23 protein-coding genes are annotated in these 22,233 nt (G+C 51.3%); 5 read left to right on the top strand and 18 right to left on the bottom strand.

Features of this window, described 5'->3' with window-relative positions:
• Positions 1-64: 64 nt before the first annotated feature.
• Positions 65-607, bottom strand: a complete 543-nt coding sequence (locus SYN_RS10575) for a hypothetical protein (protein ID WP_011418122.1) — start codon at positions 605-607, stop codon at positions 65-67.
• 367 nt (positions 608-974) lie between these two features.
• Here SYN_RS10575 and SYN_RS10565 point away from each other — a divergent pair, with 367 nt between their 5' ends.
• The 3 genes from SYN_RS10565 (at position 975) to SYN_RS10555 (ending at position 2,452) form a co-directional block, all read left to right on the top strand.
• Positions 975-1,169 (top strand): hypothetical protein, encoded by a 195-nt coding sequence (locus tag SYN_RS10565; RefSeq protein WP_041585005.1) that lies wholly within the window; start codon positions 975-977, stop codon positions 1,167-1,169.
• 354 nt (positions 1,170-1,523) lie between these two features.
• The gene (locus tag SYN_RS10560) at positions 1,524-1,958 is read left to right on the top strand and encodes a universal stress protein (RefSeq protein WP_041585004.1); all 435 of its coding nucleotides are present in this window, start codon (positions 1,524-1,526) and stop codon (positions 1,956-1,958) included.
• Between the two features lie 59 nt (positions 1,959-2,017).
• On the top strand, positions 2,018-2,452 hold the full coding sequence (locus SYN_RS10555) for a universal stress protein (protein ID WP_011418116.1): 435 nt from the start codon (positions 2,018-2,020) through the stop codon (positions 2,450-2,452).
• Positions 2,453-2,502: 50 nt separating this feature from the next.
• On the opposite strand, the gene glyS is transcribed toward SYN_RS10555, so the two are convergent.
• From glyS to pyrR, 7 genes are all read right to left on the bottom strand, one after another.
• Positions 2,503-4,575, bottom strand: a complete 2,073-nt coding sequence (gene glyS, locus SYN_RS10550; RefSeq protein WP_011418115.1) for a glycine--tRNA ligase subunit beta — start codon at positions 4,573-4,575, stop codon at positions 2,503-2,505.
• A 76-nt stretch (positions 4,576-4,651) separates the two neighbouring features.
• A complete protein-coding gene (glyQ, locus tag SYN_RS10545; RefSeq protein WP_011418114.1) occupies positions 4,652-5,530 on the bottom strand; it encodes a glycine--tRNA ligase subunit alpha in 879 nt (292 codons plus the stop codon).
• A gap of 103 nt (positions 5,531-5,633) precedes the next feature.
• A complete protein-coding gene (recO, locus tag SYN_RS10540) occupies positions 5,634-6,413 on the bottom strand; it encodes a DNA repair protein RecO (RefSeq protein ID WP_041585003.1) in 780 nt (259 codons plus the stop codon).
• Positions 6,410-7,777: a magnesium transporter gene (gene mgtE / locus SYN_RS10535; RefSeq protein WP_049749979.1), complete on the bottom strand. Its 1,368-nt coding sequence runs from the start codon at positions 7,775-7,777 to the stop codon at positions 6,410-6,412. The genes recO and mgtE overlap by 4 nt, the downstream gene beginning before the upstream one ends.
• 199 nt (positions 7,778-7,976) lie before the next feature.
• Positions 7,977-9,257, bottom strand: a complete 1,281-nt coding sequence (locus tag SYN_RS10530) for a dihydroorotase (protein ID WP_011418111.1) — start codon at positions 9,255-9,257, stop codon at positions 7,977-7,979.
• Positions 9,254-10,177, bottom strand: a complete 924-nt coding sequence (locus SYN_RS10525; RefSeq protein ID WP_041585001.1) for an aspartate carbamoyltransferase catalytic subunit — start codon at positions 10,175-10,177, stop codon at positions 9,254-9,256. The genes SYN_RS10530 and SYN_RS10525 overlap by 4 nt, the downstream gene beginning before the upstream one ends.
• Before the next feature lie 53 nt (positions 10,178-10,230).
• Positions 10,231-10,776 carry a bifunctional pyr operon transcriptional regulator/uracil phosphoribosyltransferase PyrR gene (pyrR, locus tag SYN_RS10520; protein ID WP_011418109.1) on the bottom strand — a complete coding sequence of 182 codons (546 nt, stop codon included), beginning with the start codon at positions 10,774-10,776 and terminating at the stop codon, positions 10,231-10,233.
• A 348-nt stretch (positions 10,777-11,124) separates the two neighbouring features.
• Here pyrR and SYN_RS10515 point away from each other — a divergent pair, with 348 nt between their 5' ends.
• Both SYN_RS10515 and SYN_RS10510 read left to right on the top strand, forming a co-directional pair.
• Positions 11,125-12,387 carry a magnesium transporter MgtE N-terminal domain-containing protein gene (locus SYN_RS10515; protein ID WP_041585000.1) on the top strand — a complete coding sequence of 421 codons (1,263 nt, stop codon included), beginning with the start codon at positions 11,125-11,127 and terminating at the stop codon, positions 12,385-12,387.
• Positions 12,388-12,462: 75 nt separating this feature from the next.
• A complete protein-coding gene (locus SYN_RS10510; protein ID WP_041585649.1) occupies positions 12,463-13,695 on the top strand; it encodes an Nramp family divalent metal transporter in 1,233 nt (410 codons plus the stop codon).
• Between the two features lie 41 nt (positions 13,696-13,736).
• Here the strand turns inward: SYN_RS10510 and lepB are convergent, their stop codons facing one another.
• From lepB to SYN_RS10460, 10 genes are all read right to left on the bottom strand, one after another.
• Positions 13,737-14,348 carry a signal peptidase I gene (gene lepB, locus SYN_RS10505; protein WP_011418106.1) on the bottom strand — a complete coding sequence of 204 codons (612 nt, stop codon included), beginning with the start codon at positions 14,346-14,348 and terminating at the stop codon, positions 13,737-13,739.
• Positions 14,349-14,412: 64 nt separating this feature from the next.
• Positions 14,413-14,925 (bottom strand): DUF456 domain-containing protein, encoded by a 513-nt coding sequence (locus SYN_RS10500; protein ID WP_011418105.1) that lies wholly within the window; start codon positions 14,923-14,925, stop codon positions 14,413-14,415.
• A gap of 5 nt (positions 14,926-14,930) precedes the next feature.
• Positions 14,931-15,839, bottom strand: coding sequence for a protein translocase subunit SecF (gene secF, locus SYN_RS10495; RefSeq protein ID WP_011418104.1), 909 nt, complete (start codon positions 15,837-15,839; stop codon positions 14,931-14,933).
• Positions 15,840-15,877: 38 nt separating this feature from the next.
• Entirely contained in the window at positions 15,878-17,479 is a 1,602-nt protein-coding gene (gene secD / locus SYN_RS10490) for a protein translocase subunit SecD (protein WP_011418103.1), read from the bottom strand.
• Positions 17,480-17,497: 18 nt separating this feature from the next.
• Positions 17,498-17,818, bottom strand: a complete 321-nt coding sequence (yajC, locus tag SYN_RS10485) for a preprotein translocase subunit YajC (RefSeq protein WP_148202558.1) — start codon at positions 17,816-17,818, stop codon at positions 17,498-17,500.
• Positions 17,819-17,877: 59 nt separating this feature from the next.
• On the bottom strand, positions 17,878-19,008 hold the full coding sequence (gene tgt / locus SYN_RS10480; protein WP_011418101.1) for a tRNA guanosine(34) transglycosylase Tgt: 1,131 nt from the start codon (positions 19,006-19,008) through the stop codon (positions 17,878-17,880).
• 37 nt (positions 19,009-19,045) lie between these two features.
• A complete protein-coding gene (gene queA / locus SYN_RS10475; RefSeq protein WP_041584998.1) occupies positions 19,046-20,131 on the bottom strand; it encodes a tRNA preQ1(34) S-adenosylmethionine ribosyltransferase-isomerase QueA in 1,086 nt (361 codons plus the stop codon).
• Positions 20,132-20,249: 118 nt separating this feature from the next.
• Positions 20,250-20,435 carry a DUF2065 domain-containing protein gene (locus SYN_RS10470; RefSeq protein WP_011418099.1) on the bottom strand — a complete coding sequence of 62 codons (186 nt, stop codon included), beginning with the start codon at positions 20,433-20,435 and terminating at the stop codon, positions 20,250-20,252.
• A gap of 7 nt (positions 20,436-20,442) precedes the next feature.
• Positions 20,443-21,243: a nucleoside triphosphate pyrophosphohydrolase gene (gene mazG / locus SYN_RS10465; RefSeq protein ID WP_202943556.1), complete on the bottom strand. Its 801-nt coding sequence runs from the start codon at positions 21,241-21,243 to the stop codon at positions 20,443-20,445.
• Between the two features lie 27 nt (positions 21,244-21,270).
• Positions 21,271-22,044 carry an SIR2 family NAD-dependent protein deacylase gene (locus tag SYN_RS10460; RefSeq protein ID WP_011418097.1) on the bottom strand — a complete coding sequence of 258 codons (774 nt, stop codon included), beginning with the start codon at positions 22,042-22,044 and terminating at the stop codon, positions 21,271-21,273.
• Positions 22,045-22,233 lie beyond the last annotated feature (189 nt).

Genomic DNA, 22,233 nt, shown 5'->3' with positions numbered 1-22,233 from the left:
TCGGGGGGTATCGAACGGGTGTTGCGACGGCGAAATCCGCAGCGCTGTGTGATATGTTCAGTTGCTACTCGGGAATCCATTGACCTTCACTGAAAAAACGGATATTCCATGCACCGCCTTGAAGCCATTGCGCTCCACAGAGCTGACATTTGATTTCATTAATGCGGTTGTTTTCCGTAATGATCTGTTGAGGGGACCGGTAATTGATGAACAGATCGGGGTTAACATCCTGATCCTTGAAAAAATCACGGGACAGTTCACAGATTTCATGACCATTGGTGCAGGTAATGATCTGTCCTTTGCTGGCTATTTTCTTTTCTTCACAAGAAGGGTCTTCCTCTTCATCTGCTGAAATCAAAGGAGATTCAGTCATAAAATCGGCTGGAAGGGGCCATGTCATGGCGTCGGGAAGGGCGCTTTCTTCCTCCATGGCGTCATTGGGGATAAAGGTCGTTTCGACGAGGGGCGGCGTATCCAGCCGAACCTCAAGCTGGCCGTTTATGAATCCGATCTTAATACGCAGGTCGTACCAGACTTCTTCGTCACACTGTTCTTCAAGAAATCGTGTGAAGGATTGAGTGAAAATTCCTAATTCGTTGATAAACATAACCGTTCTTTAAAGTTCCCATGTCTCGAGGTCTGGCGGAAAAAATCCGCGTTTCTTCCAGAACGCATTGAAATGAGAAAAGCCTGGACCAAGTCCAATCATCGATGAAGAGGAAGAGGTTGAGGGCGGTCTCGTTGCGACTGCTGTCCATTATGGTTCTGATCGACTGGTGCGGGAAAAATATCCGGAGAAATAAAGGAATGCATCCGGCAATCAGAAAACTTCAAATACAACACCGGGAAAGTGCATATCAGTTCCTGAGGGAAAAAGCAATCACCCCTTCAATTCGTCACATTATTAAGAGAGATTCACTGTCTTCAAACGATCTTCCCAATTTTACGGATGATATCCCTGATTATATCAAGGCATGAGTGAACGCCTTTTCGGGTTCATGGAAGAAGGCAAACGGTTTCGTCAGGGCAAAACGGAATCCGTAAACGGCAAGTTCAGCCCCACATCCGGCGTGGTCAATAAGCTGTCTTATGACTTCGCGCATCTCTTCATCGCCGGATATAATGAAGTCGATTACCGGCTCCGGCACAACCAGGGAATTTGCCTGTAAAATCATATTGAATTTTACGACAAATAAGAGTATTTAATAAACAGTTATATTTCAGTGCTTTATCTCATTGGATGCAATTCTTTCCGTTGCAGGAGATGCTGCAGCGGGTGAATTTCCAACTCATGATCTCAACCATCTTTTCTGTTGCATTTTTGCCCCATGCGGGGTGCATTTCCTTTATTAATATGCCGCTCCTTCAGGTCGCTTTGCCCGGCGAGTGGTGAAAAATTATTTGTCGAGACATTCAGGTTGTGGCTGTCAGGAATGATGCATGAACACAGTTACTGAAAGTGATAAGTTTTTGAACATGGGTAGGAACAGTGCAACGTTATTTTAATGAAAGGAGGAAAGATCATGTTTGAACGCATTCTGTATCCCACTGATTTTTCTGATGTATCCATGAAAGCCTTGAAATACGTCAAACAGTTGAAGGACGCGGGCGCAAAGGAGGTTACCGTTCTGCACGTCATTGATGAACGGACCCTGGTTGTGCCTGATGTTTTCAGCGGCATTGATTTCATGGCGGTTGAAAATGAATTGAGCAAGGTTGGCGAGGAGAAGTGTAAGAATATCGTGGCAGAACTTCAGGAAAGGGGGCTGAATGCCCGGTACAGGATAGAAAAGGGCATACCCTTTCTGGAGATCCTCAAAGTGTCCAGAGAAGAGGATGTCTCATTGATTGTGATCGGGTCGCATGGCGTAAGCAATGTTGAGGAAATGCTTCTTGGTTCGGTGTCTGAAAAAGTCATCCGCAAAGCCCTTCGGCCGGTCCTGGTGGTCAAGCGTTAAAAACATGACCGGCAAGGGAGGATAAGGCGTAACGTCAATTACTGAAGGAGGAGAGAACCATGTTTGAACGCATTCTGTATCCCACTGATTTTTCTGATGTATCCAAGAAAGCCATGGGTTACGTCAAGCAGCTGAAGGACGCGGGCGCGAAAGAGGTTACTGTTCTGCACGTTATTGACGAACGATCGCTGACTGGAAGTGTTCACGAGGTTTTTATTGATTTCATGGCGGTTGAAAATGAGCTTAGAAAGATTGCTGATGAAGAGTGCGGTAAATTGGTGGCGCAATTTCTGGAAAAAGGACTGAATGCCAAGTTCAGGATAGAAAAAGGGATTCCCTTTCTGGAAATTCTCAAAGTCTCCAAAGAAGAGAAATCTTCAATAATTGTGATCGGGTCGCACGGAAAAAGCAATATCGAGGAAATGCTGCTTGGTTCAGTTTCTGAAGCGGTAATCCGCAAGGCGGATCAACCGGTCCTGGTTGTCAAAAGGTAGAATGCCGTGGGGCGTTGAAGAACAGAGATTCCTTCAACGCCCCATAATTGTCAGGATTCCGTAACGATTCGTGAAAAATCTGCAATACGGCGGAAGATTGAAAACAGGGCTTCCAGAAGGGAAAGCCGATTAAAGCGGATGTTCTCTTCATCAACCATGACCATGACCGATTCAAAAAAGTGGTCGATCGGCTGACGGAGAGCGGCAAGTTCCAGAAGTGCGGCAGGGTAATCGTCTTTCTCCAGGGCCTTGACAACCCTGGCGCGGGCCTCCAGAAGGGTTGAGTACAACTGGTTCTCTTCCGCGGCACTGAAAAGAGCCGGATCGATTCGGCCGTTTCTGAATTCCTTCAAGATGTTGCCGGCCCGCTTGAAGGCGATGGCCAGTGGTTCATAAGCGGGATGCGCTTTGAAGGATTCCATGGCCTCAATCTTTTTTATGACCTGGACAAGATCGGCGAAACCGGCGGCAAGAACGGCGCTGACCACGTCGTGGGGGTGGCCCTGGGAAATCAGCATGTTTTCAAGCCTTCCCCTGAAGAATTCTATAACATCCTTCCGGGTTTCTTCCGCCGGCCTCTTCAGCTTTTCCTCAAGAATCGAAATACACTCATCCACCAGATCATCCAGCGTCAGGGGATACTTTTTATCAAGGATAATATTGATAACACCAAGGGCCTGCCGGCGCAGGGCATAAGGATCCGCCGTCCCTGTGGGAACCAGATTGACGCCGAAGAATCCGGCGATGCTGTCCATCTTGTCGGCAATGCTGACAATGGCGCCTTCATGGGTTTGGGGGAGATCGCCGCCGGCGGTCAGTGGGAGGTAGTGTTCGTAGATAGCCCGGGCGACAGTCGGATCTTCGCCAGCAAGGAGGGCATATTCTCTCCCCATGATGCCCTGCAGCTCTGAAAACTCTCCGACCATCTGAGTATCCAGATCGGCTTTGGCCAGCAGAGCCGAGCGGTTTACTCTGTTTTTCAGGGACGGATCGATACGGTCGGCGATCCAGCCGGCCAGCTTTCGGAAACGTTGAACTTTTTCGTAGGACGTTCCCAGCAGGGTGTGAAAAACAACCTGTTGAAGTCCTTCCACCCGGTCATCGAGACGGATCTTCTGATCTTCTTCAAAGAAAAACTGGGCATCTGACAGCCTCGCCCGGATGACTTTTTCATTTCCCCGGGTCACAACGGCGGGGTCCCGGGCCAGGGTATTGTTGATCGTAATAAAGAAGGGCAGCAGGCGACCTTCCTGGTCCACGACAGGAAAATATTTCTGGTGCGACATCATGGAGGTGATCAGGACTTCCTTGGGAAGCTCTAGGTACTTTCGATCAAAACTTCCACAGACGATGGTGGGATACTCCACAAGATACGTGACGGTTTCCAGAAGGTCTTCATTTTCCAGCACCCGTCCGGAAACGGCCGCAGCGGCTTTGCGTGCTTCCTCAAGAATGATTCTCTTCCTTTCCTCGGGGGCTACGATTACAAAATGCTCTCTGGTTCGGGCCAGATACTCCTGCAGATTGCTCACAGGAAAAGCCTCTGGATGCATGAAACGGTGCCCCCGGGAGGTCGCGCCGCTTTCGATGTTTTCAATACGGAAGGGGATGACTTCGCCGCCGTAAAGGGCAAGAATCCAGTGGATTGGTCTGGCGAACCGAAAATCCAGGTTTCCCCACCGCATGGACTTCTTGAAGGAAAGAGAAGTGATCAGTCTGGACAGCATTTCCGACAGCAGGGAAACAGTGCTTTTCCCGCTGATGTGTCTGCTGATGCAGATGTACTCCCCTTTATCGGTCTGCATCGTTCCGATCTCTGAAATGTCGACGCCCTGGCTTTTCGCGAAGCCCAGGGCGGCCTTGGTGGGATTCCCGTCCGCATCAAAGGAAACCCTTCTGGCGGGGCCCAGTTTTTCAATGACCTGATCTTCCTGCTTTTCAGCCACATCGGCCACGGCAAGGCAGAGTCGCCGGGGCGTTCCGAAGGTGTGGACCTGTCCGAAGGGAATTCTCGCTTCGGTAAGCGCTTTGCGGATCATCGAACTCATGTCCTGAAGTGCCTTGGGAAGAAAGGCCGCGGGGATTTCTTCCGTTCCTATTTCAAGCAGCAACTCATTGCTCATCTGATTCTCCCATCTTTAAGAATAGCTTTCAAAAAAGCGGAAATGTTGATCCTGTTTTACCTGAGGAATCCGAGTGTCAATCCTCCGATCTGTTCAGCAGGGGGAACCCCATGCGTTCACGCTGCCGGATATATCCTTCTGCGGAAATTCTGGCAAGATTGCGGACTCTGCCGATATAACTGGTCCGCTCCGCCACGCTGATGGCGCCCCGGGCATTGAGGAGGTTGAACGTGTGGGAACATTTGAGGCAGTAATCGTAAGCGGGAAGGACCAGATCCTTTTCCGCCGTCCGGATGGCTTCGGCCTCGTACATGTCGAAGAGTTTTCTCAGCATGTCCACATCGGCGACTTCAAAGTTGTAGGTTGAAAATTCAACCTCTCCCTGGTGATGGACGTCGCCGTATTTGATGGAATCATTCCATTGAAGATCATAGACATTGTCGATCCCCTGGATGTACATGGCGATGCGCTCGATGCCGTAGGTCAGTTCCGCGCAGACGGGTTTCACGTCGATGCCGCCGACCTGCTGAAAATAGGTGAATTGGGAGATTTCCATGCCGTCCAGCCAGACTTCCCAGCCCAGCCCCCACGCCCCCACAGTGGGTGACTCCCAGTCGTCTTCAACGAAACGGATATCGTGTTCCAGCGGGTCGATGCCGAAACTCCGGAGAGAATCGAGATACAGCTCCTGGATGTTCAGAGGGGACGGTTTCATGATGACCTGATACTGGTAGTAATGCTGCAGGCGGTTCGGATTCTCGCCGTAACGGCCGTCCGTTGGCCGGCGCGACGGTTCCACGTAGGCCACATTCCAGGGTTCCGGTCCCAGAGCCCGCAGAAAGGTAGCGGGATTGAATGTCCCCGCTCCCACTTCGATGTCATAAGGCTGTTGAATCACACAGCCTTGTTTCGCCCAGTAATTTTCAAGGGCAAAGATCAGTTCCTGAAAGGTCACCTTAAACCTCCTGTGCTTTTCTTGTCATTTACATGATTTATTCAGCGTTTCCGGCAGCTTACCTATCATGATGAGAGGGGCGTGTCAATATGAAAAAGACCCTTTACAATCCCATCCTCTGGATCTCGTCGAGGACTTTCAGCGATTTCAGTTCTTTTCCCAGGATATGACCGATAAAAAGAGAAAGAAGGGATTTGCTTTCCCGCGCCGTTTGCCCTGAAAAAAGAATTCGTTTCATTTTTTCTGTTTCAATCTCTCTGCCCAGCAGCAGGGTTTTAATGGTGCCGACGGAGATCGGCAGGACATCCGGAGCGGCTGGAGTCGTATAACAGGACCTGCAATGCAGCCCTCCCTGAGCGATATTGAAGACGTACCTCTGCTGCGGATTCAGAGGGGCCTTGCAGATCATGCAGCAGTCGAGAGCCGGCGCGTAACCCGTCAGTTTCAGGTGGCGGATTTCAAAGAATCGCAGAAGCCGTTCCGATGTGTCGCCTTCTTCAATGAGAAGAAGAAAGGAGCGCAGAAGTTCGAACAGTTCCCTGCCCGGTTTTTCTTCGATAGAGAAATGATCAACCAGGTCGATGAGATATGAGGCAAGAAGCGTTCTGTCCAGTGACTTCCTGATTTCAGGAAATTCGTTGATCACCTGGCAGCTTTCAAGCCATGCCAGCTGGTCCCTCTGCTTTCGGGAAAAAAGCAGGGAAGAACAGCAGAAGGGTTCCAGGACATTGACGAACCGCTTTCTGCTTTTTCTGGCTCCTCTGGCGATTGCTGTCAGTTTTCCGAAATTCCGCGTATAGAAGGTCACGATAAGGTCCGAATCGCTGTAGCTCAGCGTTTTCAGGACAAACCCTTCCGTTTTATGCGTCGCCCGGGTATTCATGTCAGTAGTTTCAAAAAAAGCGTGGCCAGCCCCAGGAATGAGAGAAAGCCGCATACATCAGTCAGAGCCGTGACAAATACGTTGGAACCCAGGGCAGGATCGAGTTTCAGCCATTTCAGGGTCAGGGGAATGAGAGTTCCGGCCAGGGTCCCGACAAGAATGTTGATGGTCATGGCCATAAAGAGAATCCCTCCAAGCAGAAAATTCCCTTTCCAAAGATAACAGACGATTCCAACCACGACCCCGACCGCGAGACCGTTGGCGACACCCACCAGAAGTTCCTTGAACAGGGTTTTTCGGGCGTTTTCAAGGGTTAACTCTCCCAGGGCCAGTCCGCGGACGATCAACACCAGGGTTTGCCCGCCGGCGTTTCCTCCGAGACCGGCCACTACCGGCATGAAAACGGCCAGGGCGACCACCAGTTTGATGGTGTCTTCAAAAAAACCGATGACCAGAGCGGAACAAAGCGCGGTCAGGAGGTTGAAGTACAGCCAGGGAAGCCTTTTCCGGACAGATTGAACCGGGCCGCTCAGCGGACTGTCGTCCTCGCCCACGCCGGCGATACGGTATATGTCTTCCGATGTCTCTTCCTCCATGACATCGACGACATCATCCACGGTAATCCTGCCGACAAGACGTTCATCCTCATCCACAACCGGAAGGGTTACCAGGTCGTATTTCTTGAAGATCTGGACGACCTGTTCCTGATCGACGTCTACCGTGACCCGGGGGATGTCCCGTTCTATGGAAGAGATGACCGGGCTGTTTCTCCTTGCAGTAATGAGTTGCTGAAGGGGAACCGTTCCGACAAGATGACCTTCGGCATCCACGACAAAGATGCTGTAGATGTCCTCCGTTTCTTCCGCGGCCTGGATCACGGCTGAGACGGCATCCCGGATAAGGGCGGTATCCGGGACGGAGACCAGTTCGGACTGCATGATGCCGCCTGCGGTATCTTCTGGATATTGAAGCAGTTTTTTGACGTCTTCAACGTCCTCCGGTTCTATGCCCGCCAGAACCGTTTCCGCCTGCTCTTCGGGCAACTCGGCGATGAAGTCCGCGGCGTCGTCGGAATCCATCTCGTCAATGATTTTTGTCAGCTTCTCGGATGAAAGTTCCTCGATGATCCGATCTTTGGAGGCATCACTGATTTCCAGAATAACGTCGGAAGCTTTTTCGATATCCAGAAGGGAAAAGAGCCGAACTTTTTCTTCATCCTGAAGTATATCGATAAGGTAGGCGATATCGGCAGGATGCATTTGAGAAAAAAGATCGATAATATCGAATTCCCGGTTTTCGCCGATGAGTTTTTTCAAAAGTTTCAGCGTTTTCGTATGGAATTCATTCAGGGTGTCGGTTGTCATATGAGTGTGCATTTTGATGAAAATAAACAGGCTGTGATGATCAAACGAAGCCTCTTTGAGGGGTCGCTTTCAAGGAATGTTTCGCCGATTTTATCGGGTTGGAGATATACGGAATTTCTGGAATTCAGTCCATAAGAGATTTCCGGGATGTCACAGGCTGACAGGCAGGATAACCCCAGACTTTCCCGTCGAGAGGTTCCTAATCCTCCTGATACACAATTCTTCCCTGCACCAGGGTCATAATGACTTTTCCCTTCAATGTCCAGCCGAAAAAGGGTGTATTCTTTCCCTGTGACCGCCAGTTTGAAGGATCGACGACCCATGTTTTTCCGGGATTCAGGACGGTGATGTCCGCATCGGCGCCCGGGCGGAGGGTTCCCTTCGGGATATTGAGGATTTTCGCGGGATTGACACTCATCTTCCGGACCAGTTCAGAAAGAGTCAACAGCCCGTCATCGACCAGCGTCAGACTCAAGGCCAGTGCCGTTTCGAGACCGGAGATGCCATTGGCGGCATATTCAAATTCCACCTCTTTATCTGTAAGGGCATGAGGCGCATGATCCGTGACAATGGCATCGAGAGTGCCGTCCCGGAGTCCTTCCCGAACGGCCTGGAGATCCTCGCGGCTCCTTAAGGGGGGACTGACCTTGGTGTTGGTGTTAAAGTTCGTCACGGCCTCGTCCGTCAAAGTGAAATAATGAGGTGTTGTTTCCGCCGTAACCCGAACTCCCCGTTTTTTTGCATCCCGGATCATCCGAACGGCTCCAGCGGAACTCACATGGGCGATATGCAGCGCCGCGCCGGAAAACTCGGCGAGAAGCAGATCCCTTGCGACCATCACATCCTCCGCAAGGGTGGGGATGCCGGGGAGTCCCAGTTCCGTGGAAATTTTTCCTTCGTTCATGAGACCGCCGGCTGAAAGATTCAGATCCTCGCAGTGTGAAATGATAATTCGATCCAGTGATGAGGCATACTCCAAGGCACGTCTCATCAGAATGCTGTTCATGACGGGTTTTCCGTCATCGGAAAAGGCAATCGCTCCGGCCTCTTTCAGGTCGCCGAATTCCGCGAGTATCTTTCCCTCGGAATTGCGGGAGACGGCTGCTACGGGATAGACATGGACAGTGTCGCATTCTTTCGCCCGTTTCAGAATATACTCGGTGACAGTCCGGTTATCATTAACCGGAAGGGTATTCGGCATGCAGGCGATGGAGGTGAACCCCCCGACCGCGGCCGCTTCGCTTCCCGAGCGGATGGTTTCCTTGTATTCGTAACCGGGTTCCCGGAGATGAGTGTGCATGTCCACCAGGCCGGGCAGGAGAATCATGCCTTTGAGATCGAGAAGCCGGGTGTCTTCCGGGACGCTTCCCACAGCTTCGGCTATGGCGGCAATCTTCCCGTTTTCCAGCAGGAGATCCATCTGCCCGTCGAGATTTTGCGCGGGGTCGATTACGCGTCCCCCCTTCAGCAGTATTTTCATGAAGAGGCTCCTGTCAGCAGATAAAGAAGGGCCATCCGGACCGCGACCCCGTTGGTGACTTGTTCCAGAATGACGGAATGAACGCCGTCGGCGATCTCCGGAGAAATTTCCACGCCGCGGTTGACCGGACCGGGATGCATCACCAGGACATCCTTTTTCGCTTTTTTGATATTCTCCCTGTTCAGGCAATAAAAAGTGGAATATTCCCGAAGGGAAGGGAAGATGTTCTGCTGTTCGCGCTCCGTCTGAATCCTGAGCATCATGATGACATCCGCATCAAGAATGGCCTCTTCCAGACTGAAGCAGACCTTGACGCCAAGCTGCTGGATATCCCGGGGAATCATCGTGGCGGGGCCGGCCACGGTGACGCAGACTCCCATCTTGTTCAACCCGTAAATGTTGGAACGGGCGACGCGGCTGTGGGCGATATCGCCCACGATGGTCACGTTCAATCCGGAAAGCCCCCCCTTGCGGTTTCGGATTGTCATCATGTCCAGCAAAGCCTGGCTCGGATGCTCATGAGCGCCGTCGCCGGCGTTGATGATGGACTGCCGGACAAGTCCGGCCAGCATATGAGGCGCTCCGGCGCAACTGTGACGGATCACGATGACGTCGGGATTCATGGCTTCCAGATTTCTCGCCGTGTCCGCCAGGGTTTCCCCCTTGACCAGGCTGCTTGCTGATGCGGAGATATTGATGGTGTCGGCGCTCAGCCGCTTGCCGGCAATTTCGAAGGAGGTTCGGGTCCGCGTACTGGCTTCAACAAAGAAATTGATGATCGTCTTTCCCCGGAGCGTTGGCACTTTTTTGATATCCCGCGCGGATACTTCGAGAAACGACTCCGCCGTGTCGAGGATCATGTGAATTTCCTCTACGGAAAGATCTTTCATGCCCAGAATGTCCTTACGTTCCCATTTCATTGCAAAACCCCTGGAACAGAGACCTGGCGGCAGATGCATGCAAGTGATGCATTCTAATGGCCGCTGTCCTCAATGACCACTTCATCGCAGCCGTTTTTTTCAATCAGGTTGACACTGATGTCCTCCCAGAGAAGAGAGGGAAGATTCTCGCCGACAAAATCAGCGCGTATCGGCAGTTCACGATGGCCTCTGTCAATCAGGACGGCAAGCTGAATCGACCTGGGACGGCCAAAGTCAATAAGGGCATCCATGGCCGCCCGGATCGTTCGGCCGGTAAAGAGAACATCGTCGACAAGGATCACTTTCTTCTTATCAAGAGAGAAAGGGATGTCCGTTTTTTTTATCTTGGGCTTTTTATTCGCCAAAAGAAGATCATCGCGATAAAGAGTAATATCCAGAATGCCGCAAGGAACTTCCGCGCCCTCGATATCAAGAATCTTTCTCCTGAGCCGTTCCGCGAGAAAAACACCGCCGGTTCTGATGCCCACAAGAACCAGATCTTCTACGCCCTTGTTTTTTTCCAGGATTTCATAGGCGATCCGGGTCAAAGATCGGTCGATTTCCGCTGCATCCATGACCACTTTTTTGGGTGTCATCATCTGTTCCTTTTATGTACTCAGTGTTTCAGGTGAGAAAGGTGCACGAAATTTCGGTCGCTCATATGAAGCTCAGGCTGTTCAACAAAAAAGCCTTCCCATTGCGTGAGAAGGCTGATCCGATTCATCCGAGTTCCACAATGTCCAGGCGTTTTCCCTGCTCCATGCTCCATCCCCATTTTCACGGGAGTTTTTAGTAGAATATTTTTATTCTGTCAAGCTGCAATGTCATCCCGGCAAGTCAGGGACCCCTTGCCTGGATATAACACTCAGAGAGGGGATATTCGGAGGGAAAATTCTTTTTTTTAATCTTCAATGATGCTATACGCCCAGCACTTAGAGGAAAATCACATGGCTGTTAATTCTGAAGATCAGGTTTTTTTGTTTTTAAGCCAGATCCTGGGGAAAAGAATTCTTGATTCAGAAGGACGATCGTTGGGCCGAATTCTTGACTTGATGGTTCGTCTTGGGGAACCGTATCCCTCTGTAACCGGTATCCTGCTCAAATCCAGACCCCGCAAGGCCGTTTTGTTCTTTCCATGGCAGAATCCGGTCGAAACGAATGGCTGCTTTGTTGTCGGTTCCCGCGGGCTTGACGACGTCCGTGAATTGGCGCCGGAGAGGGAAGAAATATTGCTCAAAGAAAGCCTGCTGGACAAGCAGATTGTCGATACGAACGGCGCCAAGGTCAGGCGGGTGAACGATCTCCAGTTTCTGAAGGCGCACGGCAAACTCTATCTGGTTCATGTGGACGTGGGATTCCGCGGCCTCATGAGGCGGGTAGGTCTGGAGAGGGCGACGGATTTCATGTTGAAGGGACTTTTTGAATACGACCTTCCCGATCAGTTTATTTCCTGGCGGTTTGTGCAGCCGGTTTCTTCCCCTGATCTGCTGCGTCTCAAAATTGCGGAAAGTCGGTTATCCCAGCTTCATCCCGCTGATATCGCGGATATTATCGAGGAACTGGATATTCGTCAGCGAACGGCTGTTTTTCAGTCGCTGGATGTGGAGACGGCAGCGGAGACTCTGGAAGAGACGGATCCCAAGATTCAAATCAGCCTGATCGAGAATATGGAAGATTCTCAGGCAAGTGATATTATTGAAGAAATGTCCCTAAACGAGGCGGCTGACCTGTTGAGCGATCTGCCGAAGGATAAGGCGGAAGGCATTCTCAAGGAGATGGAACAGGATATTGCTGAGGATGTCAAAGAACTGCTGGCCCATCCGGAAGAAACGGCCGGTGGATTAATGACGACGGCTTATCTGAGTTTTCCGCCCTCGACGACGGCTCTGGAGGCCCTGCAGGTGATCCGGAGAGAAGCTGAGGACCTGGATTTTGTGTATTATCTTTATGTCACCGATGAAGAGGAACATCTTCTCGGGATGTTGAGTCTGAGGGAACTGCTGGTTGCCGCTCCGGAAACCTCTCTTTCAGACCTGATGTTCCGGAGGGTTGTCATGGTCGATCTTGATGAAGATAAAGATCAGATCGCCAGTGATTTTGCCAAATATGGCATGCTGGCCATTCCGGTGGTGGATGATCAAAAGAAAATGAAAGGGGTCATCATGTTCAAGAATCTGCTCGAAGTGGTTGCGCCTCGGTTGGGGAGATAAGGTTATGAAAGACGATGGTGGCCATCTATGCCGGGTAAACGTTTTCTGTCAGCTATTCGGGAAAGATTTTTTTTATTGTCCAATAGGAAATTCTGGAAGTCTCTCGGAATCCTTTTGGCCTTTATCGGGCCTGGAATTATCACCTCCAATGTGGATAATGACGCCGGCGGAATCACAACCTATTCACTGGCTGGAGCGGAATACGGTCTTTCCCTTTTGTGGCTCCTGATACCCATTACGGGCGCACTGATCATTATTCAGGAAATGGGTGCCCGGATGGGGGTTGTTTCCGGTAAAGGACTGTCCGATCTGATTCGGGAACGGTTCGGCGCCAGAGTCACCTTCTACCTCATGATTGTTCTTTTGCTGACCAACCTGGGCAACACGATCGCCGAGTTTGCGGGCATTGCGGCCAGTATGGAGATCTTTGGCTTCAGCAAATATTTTTCCGTAACGATTGGCGCCGCGTTTGTCTGGTGGCTTGTTGTTAAGGGCAATTACAAGTCCGTGGAAAAAATATTTCTGACCGCCTGTCTTTTTTATCTTTCCTATATTATTTCCGGATTTATGGGTAAACCGGACTGGGAAGAAGTGCGCAGGGCAACCCTTAATCCCAGCCTGCGATTTGACGCCGGTTATCTGACGATGGCGATCGGTCTCGTGGGAACCACTATCGCGCCATGGATGCAGTTTTATCTTCAATCTTCCGTAGTTGATAAAGGTCTGAAGGTTGAAGACTATCCTTACGCCCGCCTGGATGTGGTTATCGGATCCGTCATGGTAAATGTTGTTGCGTTTTTTATTGTGATGCTCTGTGCTGTTACGCTTTTCCAGGGGGGGATAAGAATTGAAACCGCCCGTGATGCGGCCCTCGCACTTGAACCGATGGCGGGAAAATATTGTTCGGGATTATTTGCTTTTGGACTTTTGAACGCCTCGCTTTTTGCTGCTTCTATTTTACCCCTGTCCACGGCTTATACCATCTGCGAAGCCTTTGGCTGGGAATCCAGTCTCAACAGGAAATTCCTTGAGGCCCCCCAGTTTTACGGTCTCTATTCCATCATAATCATTATCGGGGCGGGGATTATTCTGCTGCCCAATGTACCGCTGATTCCCATCATGTATTATTCTCAGGTCATCAACGGCCTTCTTCTTCCTTTCATCCTCATCATCATGCTGCTGCTCATTAATGATGAAAAAATCATGGGCAGACATACCAACGGCCGCGTCATGAATCTGATTTCATGGGCCACTGTCGCCGTGCTGATCATGCTGTCTCTGGCCACGGTTGCGGCCGCTCTCCTGTAAAACCGCCTGAAAGCTTTCGCGGGCTCTTGCGGGATTGACTTTTAATGGAGGATATTTCCAAAGCGGTTCCAGCGCACACCGTGATCTTCGCGATCCCATGACCAGTAAATGATGAAGGCTTTGCCCAGGACGTCCTTGAGATCGACAAATCCCCAGAAACGGCTGTCATAGCTCTGGTCTCTGTTGTCCCCCATGACAAAGATGGATGAAGGAGGGACGGTGACAGGTCCGAAATTGTCCCGGGGCTGAATAGAGCCGGGGATGACAAACTGGTCGGTATAAACACCGTGACTTTCCTCATAGAGTCGGCCATTGAGGTAAATCTTCTTATTGCGGATTTCCACGGTATCGCCGCTGGTGGCAATTACCCGTTTAATGAAATCCTTGGTCCTGTCCTCCGGATAGATAAAGACCACGATATCCCCTTTTTTCGGTTCCTTGATGGAGATCAAAGTGTTGCGGAAGTGCGGCACTTTGATTCCGTAGATGAATTTGTTGACGAGGATGTGATCTCCTATCAGAAGGGTCGGCTTCATCGATCCGGATGGTATCTTGTAAGCCTGAATCACAAAGGTCCGGATGAAGAACGCGACAATCAGGGCGATGACGATGGCCTCGATATATTCCTGAAGCTTTGATTTTCTTTTGGTCATAAAACAATCCTTCTTGTTGTTTGACTTGGCGGTTATTACAGTCCGTAAATGGGCCGGTTACATTCTATGAGTAAATAGACATCAGGGTCATGATGACCATGGCCGAGGCCAGACATCCTTTTGTCAGACTTCCCGCGATTCTTCCCAGAATGGCGCTTTTGCTGTCTCTCAGGGTTGGTTTCAGATGTTTCTGGCGGATAAGTTCTGTAAGCAGCATTCCCGTCAATCCCCCAAGAAAAATTCCAGCCATGGTTCCAAGTCCATACAGCCAGGGAGTCAGAAGGAGCGCGCCGGTGACACTGCCGACAGCGGAGGCAGTCAGACTTTTTTTTGAGGCATGGAAAGTGGTGGCGCCTGTAATCCCCAGAAGAAATTCCAGTCCCTCGGCAAGAAGAGAGAGTATCAGCAGACAAAGAAGCATCCTTCCGCCTATGTTGTGAAAGCCGGTAAAACCGGCATAAACCAGGACATCAAGGAAGATCAGAACCGTTCCCGGCAGGGCGAAGACTGTTGCATATACGCCAATAAAAAGGACGATAATGAAAAAAGTCAATCCGACGATGCCGAGAGGGGGCAAACTTGTTAATTCCTTTTTATCCGGGAAGGCCGGATTTTTTCAAAGGCCAGCACAATGGGACTGGCAATAAAAACGGTCGAGTAAACACCCGCGATGCAACCGACCAGCAGGGTAAAGGCGAAATCATGGATAACGGGGCCGCCGAAAAAGAAAAGAGCCAGAAGAACCAGGATGACAGTGAAAGAAGTAAGAAGAGTTCGACTGAGGGTCTGGTTCACGCTCAAATTGATGACATCCATAAGCGGCATTTTCATGTTTTTTCGGGTATTTTCACGGATACGGTCAAAAATGACGATCGTGTCGTTGATGGAGTAACCGATGATCGTGAGCAGCGCGGCAACGATGATCAGATCGAATTCCTTGTTCAGAAGGGACAGGGTTCCCACGGTAACCAGAACATCGTGAACAAGAGCGATGATCCCGCCAAAGGCATAGCGGAGCTCGAAACGAAATCCCACATAAACGAGGATTCCGATCCAGGAAAAAATGATAGCCAGCAGCGCTTTTCGAGTCAGGTCGCTTCCGACTTTGGGGCCGACGGATTCAACCCTTCGAATTTCAAAGGCCTTCTGACCATAGGTTGTCTGGAGGGCGTTTTCAATCTGTCCTGACAATCCTTTGAGATCCATACTGGAGGCTGCGGTTCTGACCACCATTTCATTTGGACCGAACTGTTGGATAATGCTGTTCTCCATGCCGATGGGTTCGAGTGTCTGTCTGAGCTTTTCCACCGATGTTTCCTGGTCGAACCGGATCTGAATGAGTGTTCCTCCCGCAAAATCGATTCCAAAATTGAGGCCGCCATGCCAGAAGATGGAGGCAATACCGATCAGGATGTAAACAATCGAGATTGTAACCGCCATTTTCATCATGGCGACAAAATTAAAGTGGGTTTCCGATTTAATGATTTCCATGAAGATCTCCTCGACGTATCAAATTGCAGTTCCCTCTTTTATATGCTGATGGACTTGATCCTGCGGTTCCAGACGAAGTAATCAAAAATAATCCTTGTGACAAAAATAGCGGTGAACATGCTGACGACGATGCCGATGGTCAGAGTGACGGCAAATCCCTTGATCGGACCGGTTCCGAAGCCGAAAAGGAACAGGGCGGCCACCAGCGTCGTTACGTTGGAGTCCAGAATGGTGAGAAAGGCCTTGCTGTAACCGGCTTCAACAGCCGCCCGAGGCGTTTTTTCCGTGCGGAGTTCTTCACGGATTCTTTCAAAAATCAGGACGTTGGCATCAACGGCCATCCCGATGGTGAGCACGATGCCGGCAATACCCGGCAGGGTTAGCGTTGCCTTGAAGGCGGCCATCGCTCCCATAAGGAGAACCAGATTGAGAACCAGGGCGACATCGGCAACCATGCCGGACAGCCTGTAGTAGAAAACCATGAAAAGTACGACCAGAATGCCGGCGATGACGCACGCCCAGATGCCCATCTCGATGGAATCCTGTCCCAGCGAAGGGCCGACGGTCCTTTCTTCAAGTATCTTTACAGGGGCGGGAAGGGCGCCCGCGCGAAGAACGATGGCCAGATCGCGCGCTTCCTCCATGGTGAAAGACCCGGTAATCTGTGCCTGTCCTCCCGAAATTTTTTCCTGGATGACCGGAGCGGAATGGACAACCCCATCGAGAACGATGGCCAGTCGCTTCTTGACATTCTCCCCGGTAATCCTTTCAAAATCCGCGGCCCCGCGGGAATTGAACGTCAGAGCCACATGGGGTTCGCCGAATCGGTCGCTGATCTTGACCTGCGCATTTTCCAGAGCGTCGCCGGTCAGCAGAGTCTTGCTCTTCAGAAGATAGGGAACTTCCGTCCGCCGTCCGGACTGGCTGTCGACATTCCAGCCGTAGGTGATGGCGCTGCCCTCGGGCACATTGCCTTTCAGGGCTTCATCAATGCTGTGTCCCTCGTCAACCAGCTTGAATTCCAGGAGGGCGGTTTTGCCGATCAGGTTCTTGGCCCGACCGGGATCTTTGATGCCCGGGAGCTGAATGAGAATACGGTCCTTACCCTGAGGGACGATTTCCGGTTCGGTGATGCCGAACTGGTCCACACGGTTGCGGATTGTCTCAAGGCTCTGTTCGATGGCCAGTTTGCGGATTTCATCTTTTCGCCTTTCACTGACCCCCAGTGACACCCGTTCGATGCCCTCAACGGTTTCCGAGGAGACGACTTCAAGGTCGGGATAGGAGTCTTTGAGGCTTTTGTCAAAGGCGCTTCGCGATGCACTGTCCGGCAGCTCGACGGTGATGTTCTGGCTTGTGGACCGTTCCAGCCGTTTGAAACGGATGCGCTTGTCCATCAGCGTTTCTTTTAAATCGACCGCTGTCCTTTCCAGGGTCGCTTCAATGGCCTTGTCCGCATCCACCTCAAGAACGAGATGCATTCCGCCCTGCAGATCGAGACCCAGGTGAATTCTGTCCTTGGGGAGATTCTTTTTCCAGAATTCCGGGAGATCGGCCGTCAGCGTAGGAAACAGATAGAAGACAGCGACCAGGATAACGGCAAGGGCGATGAAAGCCCGCACTCTTATGCTTCCGAACATAGACTTCCCCTTTCAGACTTATTCCTTGCCGGCTTTCTCAAGAACAGCCGCGATAAAGCCCCTTGAAACCTTGACGCGCACTTTATCGGCCACTTCAAGAGTAACGACGTCGCCGGTCAGGGCAGCAATCTTTCCGTGGATGCCTCCCGAGGTCATCACCACATCGCCGTGATTCAGATTCGCCAGCATTTCTTTGAGTTCTTTCTGCTTTTTCTGCTGCGGCCTGATCAGCAGGAAATAAAAAATGCAGAAGATCACGGCCATCATGATCAGAAAAGAGACATCTCCCCCTGCCGCTCCTCCGGGAGCGCTTCCCATGGCATAAGCTAAGTCTGTCAATGCGTTATCCTCCTTCAATCGTGTCCATTATGACATTATGAATATACCCTGATCAGGAGTCAGGCTTCCGACATTCGACGGTCTTTTAGAAACCGGGTTTTAAAAGCCGCGTATTGACCGCGTCCTATGGCGCTCCGAATCTGCTCCATAAGGCGCATATAATAGCGGATGTTGTGAAGAGTGTTCAAGGTCATGGCCAGGATTTCGCCGGCCACATATAAATGCCTCAGGTAGGCCCGCGAGAAGTTCCGGCAGGTATAACAATCGCAATCGCTGTCCAGAGGCCCGTTGTCTTCCCGATAACGGGCGTTTTTTATAACAACCTTTTCAGCATTTGTAAACAATAAACCGTGCCTGGCGCATCGGGTGGGCATGACGCAGTCGAACAGATCGATTCCGCAGTCCACGGCCCGGACGATATCCTCCGGCGTTCCCACACCCATGAGATAATGAGGACGATCCTCCGGAAGAAGGGGAGCCGTTTCACTGACGATCTGTTCCATCAGGGGTTTGGGTTCGCCCACACTGACTCCTCCCAGGGCATAGCCGTCGAAATCCATAGCCGTTATTGCTTCCACGGCGCGTCTTCTCAATTCCAGATACATTCCTCCCTGAATGATTCCGTAGAGGGCTTGGGAAGAAGAATTAGTCCTGGCCTTCCGGCTTCGCTCGGCCCAGGACAGCGTCAGGGAAAGGGAAGATTCCGCTTCCTGAAAACCGGCCGGCCAGGGGGTGCATTCATCCAGACACATCATGATATCCGTGTTCAAGGCTTCCTGAATTTCAATGGCAAGTTCCGGGGTGATTTTATGCCGGGAGCCGTCGATATGGGATTGAAAAATCACCCCTTCCCGGGTTACTTTCCGCAGTTTTCCCAGACTGTAAACCTGAAAGCCACCGCTGTCCGTTAAGATAGGGCCCGGCCAGTTCATGAAGCGATGCAGTCCGCCCAGGGACTCAATCAGCCGGTGGCCGGGTCTCAGATAAAGATGGTAGGTATTGCAGAGGATTATCTCCGCCCCCAGGGATTTCACCGTGTCCGGGGTCAGGGCTTTAACCGTTCCCTGCGTTCCCACGGGCATGAATGCCGGGGTGTGGACTTCGCCATGAACCGTCGACAGCAGACCCAGCCGTGCCGCCGATCCCGGGTCAGTATTCAGTATCCTGAAATGTTGTTTTAAAGGAGGCATAAGTTTATCCGGATAAGCCTTTTCGGAACGTGCCCGCCTAAATGATCAGCATGCAGTCGCCGTAACTGTAAAAGCGGTATTCTTCCTGAATGGCCGTCGCATAAGCCTGCTGGATCCGGTCTTTGCCGGCAAAGGCGCAGGCCAGCAGGAAAAGAGAGGATTTGGGAAGATGGAAGTTCGTCAGGAGGGCCTGTACCCTTTTGAAACGGTATCCGGGATAGATGAAGAGCCTGGACTGGCCGGACATGGGGTGAACCCGACCCTGCTCATCCGCGGCCGATTCCAGGACCCGGGTAGAGGTCGTTCCGACGGCGATGACCCGCTCGGCGGAATTGATCTTATCCGATGACTCCGGAGAAATTGAAAAAGATTCGACCTCCATGACGTGATCTTCAACGTCCTCTGTTTCGATCGGGGTAAAGGTGCCGAAGCCGACATGCAGGGTTACGGGAGCGATGACGATTTCAAGTTCCCGCAGAGTTTTGAACAATGCCTCCGAGAAGTGAAACCCCGCCGTCGGAGCGGCAATGGAACCCGGCGACCGGGCGTAAATGGTCTGATATCGGTCTCGATCCTCCGGCATTTGTGCGTTTTTCTTTTCCCGTTTTATATAAGGTGGAAGCGGCGCCTTGCCGTACCGCTGGAGAAAAAGATCGAACGGAAGGGCTGTGTTAAAGGTCAACAGCCACTTTTTCTCATTGATCCTTTCGATCACGGTGGCCCGGCTGTGATCATCAAAAAAAATGCTTGTCCCGATCCGGATCCGCTTCCCGGGTTTGAGCAGGGCTTCCCATGTTTCTTCAACTCCCACCCGAAAGAAAGGCCATTCCGTGGAATCGGTTTCGGGAACCGCTGGAGAATCGGAGTATCGGGACAGCAGGAGGAGTTCGATGCGGCTTCCCGTCTCTTTTCTGCCGGAAAGACGGGCCGGAATGACTTTGGAGTCATTGATGACCAGGACATCGCCTTTCCGGACGAAATCCGGGAAATCATAAAAATGGCGATGTTCCAGACTTCCAATCCGGCGGTCGAGAACCATCATGCGGGCATGATCCCGCTTTGCGCAGGGGCTCTGAGCAATCCGGGACTGGGGAAGCTGGTAATCGAAGTCTTGAAGCTTCATCAATGAGGGGTCCTGTTCATTTCCTTTAATTCAAACGGTCAGCCCGCTGTTCCGGGACATGCCGCCGGCGTTGCGGTCCTGATAATCAGAAATGATGTGTAAAGTCAATGAACTTATTTCAGCCTCTCCCAAAGTAAACGAGAAGAACGCCGGTCAGCATGGCGAACAGGCCCATTGCCTGTAATGTGGAATCCGGCAGGGTGACAAGCTTTAAGAGGCAGGATTTGATTTTTCCGGGAAAGGCGACGTAGGGCAGTCCTTCGACAATAAAGACCATGCCGAGCACACAGAGAAAAAACTTCATGACGGGTTTATTCCTTTGACGCTGTTTTGGCTTCGTTCCATAACTTATCCATCTCTTCCAGTGATGCATCCGCGGGAGTTTTCCCCCGTTCTTTCAGTTTCTTTTCGATATGATAAAAGCGAGCATTGAATTTGAGAATCGTCCTCTGGAGGGTCTGCTCGGCATCCATCGAAAAAAAACGGCAGAGATTGACTAGAGAAAAGAAAAGGTCTCCCGTTTCCTCTGTAATATGCTCCCGGTCACCTGTCCTTATCGCTGCTTTCAATTCGTCGAGTTCCTCTTCAATCTTGGCAATAACGTCCTGTGCTTCCGTCCAGTCGAACCCCACTTTGGATGCCAGTGCGGTGATCTTCTGGGCGCGCATCAGGCCGGGCATCGAGCGGGGTATCTTGTCCAGAAGACTTTCGTGATGTTCATACTTTTTCTCTTCATTTTTTTTGATTTCCTCCCAGTTTGCCCGGATATCGGCGACACTGCCCACCTCACGGTTGCCAAAGACATGGGGATGCCTGCGGATCATTTTCGCCGTCACCTCTTCGAGTACGTCGGCGATGCCGAATTCACCGGATTCTTCGGCAATCTGTGCCAGAAAAAGAATCTGAAACAGCAGATCGCCCAGTTCCTCTTTCAGGTCTTCAGACCCTCCGGAAGCGACGGCATCGAGCACTTCATAGGATTCATCCAGGAGATACCGGCCGATATCCTCTTTTTTCTGCTGCCGATCCCAGAGGCAGCCATCCGGCGAACGGAGGCGGCGAAGAACATTCACCAGTTCAATAAAACGATTCTCAATGCGGGAATTTTCCAAAACGACCTTCCTCTTTTTCAAAGGACTCTATCGGTCCGTTATCTTTTTAACGCAGTGCATCAAAGACGTCATCACCGCGCCCGCCTGCTCATGGAGAACGATATCGGCCATATCATCGCAGGGCGTAGGGTCGCGGTTGATGATGACCAGCTTGGCGCCGTTTCTCCTCGCCGTAACCGGCATGGACGCTGCAGGCTGCACGACGAGGGAAGAACCGATGACAATGAACAGATCGCAGGCGGAGGACCGCTCATAGGCCTCCTGGGTTTCCCTGACCGGCATGGCCTGGCCGAAGGATATGGTATCCGGTTTCAGGGGACCGCCGCAATTGTCGCAATAGGGGACTTTCATTTCTTCTTTCAACCGTTCCTGCACCCTGTCCCTGTCGAATTTTTGCCGGCAGTTCAGGCAGGAAACGGACATGGCCGTTCCATGAAGTTCAATGACCTTCTCAGGGGAATTGCCGGCCCGGACATGCAGGTTGTCGATGTTCTGGGTAATCACGCAGTCCAGCCTGCCCATTCTTTCCAGTTCGGCGATGGCGTTATGGGCGGCATTGGGCTGAGCTTTCTTCATCGGTTCATACATCTCCGTCGCCATCTGCCAGTATTTCCAGCGGGAAATTTCCGAGGCGAGAAAATTGTCGAAATAAAAATCTTCGGGATTGTACTTGTCCCAGACTCCTCCAGGACTGCGAAAATCAGGAATACCCGATTCCGTGCTGAGTCCCGCTCCCGTAAAAATGACGACAGTCTTCGCTTCAGCAATCCACTGAGCGATAAGTTCGATCCGTTTTTCCATAAATATTCTCCTTCCTGCGTTTCAGGATGAACTCAGGAGCTGCAATCCCCGTCCATGACTGCAAAAGCTCAGATCAAGCTCCGGATATTCTGCCACGATCCCTGTCTTTTCGAAGTTTCTTCCCAGGTCGGCGACCGTTTTTCTCCTTCTTAATGGCTGCCGGTTAGAAAAGGCAAGAGAAATATTCCA

It is taken from the genome of Syntrophus aciditrophicus SB (genome assembly GCF_000013405.1).
Classification (GTDB): Bacteria; Desulfobacterota; Syntrophia; order Syntrophales; family Syntrophaceae; genus Syntrophus; species Syntrophus aciditrophicus.
This window is presented reverse-complemented; position numbering and strand designations above follow the sequence as displayed.

Excerpts from the sequence above, each read along its gene's own strand:
- SYN_RS10560 (WP_041585004.1), top strand. The coding sequence starts at position 1,524 with ATGTTTGAACGCATTCTGTATCCCACTGATTTTTCTGATGTATCCATG.
- SYN_RS10530 (WP_011418111.1), bottom strand. The coding sequence starts at position 9,257 with ATGAAAATACTGCTGAAGGGGGGACGCGTAATCGACCCCGCGCAAAAT.
- glyS (WP_011418115.1), bottom strand. The coding sequence starts at position 4,575 with ATGAGCAATGAGTTGCTGCTTGAAATAGGAACGGAAGAAATCCCCGCG.
- SYN_RS10555 (WP_011418116.1), top strand. The coding sequence starts at position 2,018 with ATGTTTGAACGCATTCTGTATCCCACTGATTTTTCTGATGTATCCAAG.
- mgtE (WP_049749979.1), bottom strand. The coding sequence starts at position 7,777 with ATGACAACCGACACCCTGAATGAATTCCATACGAAAACGCTGAAACTT.
- SYN_RS10565 (WP_041585005.1), top strand. The coding sequence starts at position 975 with ATGAGTGAACGCCTTTTCGGGTTCATGGAAGAAGGCAAACGGTTTCGT.
- SYN_RS10470 (WP_011418099.1), bottom strand. The coding sequence starts at position 20,435 with ATGAAGTTTTTTCTCTGTGTGCTCGGCATGGTCTTTATTGTCGAAGGA.
- SYN_RS10460 (WP_011418097.1), bottom strand. The coding sequence starts at position 22,044 with ATGGAAAAACGGATCGAACTTATCGCTCAGTGGATTGCTGAAGCGAAG.
- SYN_RS10575 (WP_011418122.1), bottom strand. The coding sequence starts at position 607 with ATGTTTATCAACGAATTAGGAATTTTCACTCAATCCTTCACACGATTT.
- secD (WP_011418103.1), bottom strand. The coding sequence starts at position 17,479 with ATGTTCGGAAGCATAAGAGTGCGGGCTTTCATCGCCCTTGCCGTTATC.
- tgt (WP_011418101.1), bottom strand. The coding sequence starts at position 19,008 with ATGCCTCCTTTAAAACAACATTTCAGGATACTGAATACTGACCCGGGA.
- recO (WP_041585003.1), bottom strand. The coding sequence starts at position 6,413 with ATGAATACCCGGGCGACGCATAAAACGGAAGGGTTTGTCCTGAAAACG.
- queA (WP_041584998.1), bottom strand. The coding sequence starts at position 20,131 with ATGAAGCTTCAAGACTTCGATTACCAGCTTCCCCAGTCCCGGATTGCT.
- lepB (WP_011418106.1), bottom strand. The coding sequence starts at position 14,348 with ATGACCAAAAGAAAATCAAAGCTTCAGGAATATATCGAGGCCATCGTC.
- secF (WP_011418104.1), bottom strand. The coding sequence starts at position 15,839 with ATGGAAATCATTAAATCGGAAACCCACTTTAATTTTGTCGCCATGATG.
- SYN_RS10525 (WP_041585001.1), bottom strand. The coding sequence starts at position 10,177 with ATGAAATGGGAACGTAAGGACATTCTGGGCATGAAAGATCTTTCCGTA.
- SYN_RS10515 (WP_041585000.1), top strand. The coding sequence starts at position 11,125 with ATGGCTGTTAATTCTGAAGATCAGGTTTTTTTGTTTTTAAGCCAGATC.
- pyrR (WP_011418109.1), bottom strand. The coding sequence starts at position 10,776 with ATGATGACACCCAAAAAAGTGGTCATGGATGCAGCGGAAATCGACCGA.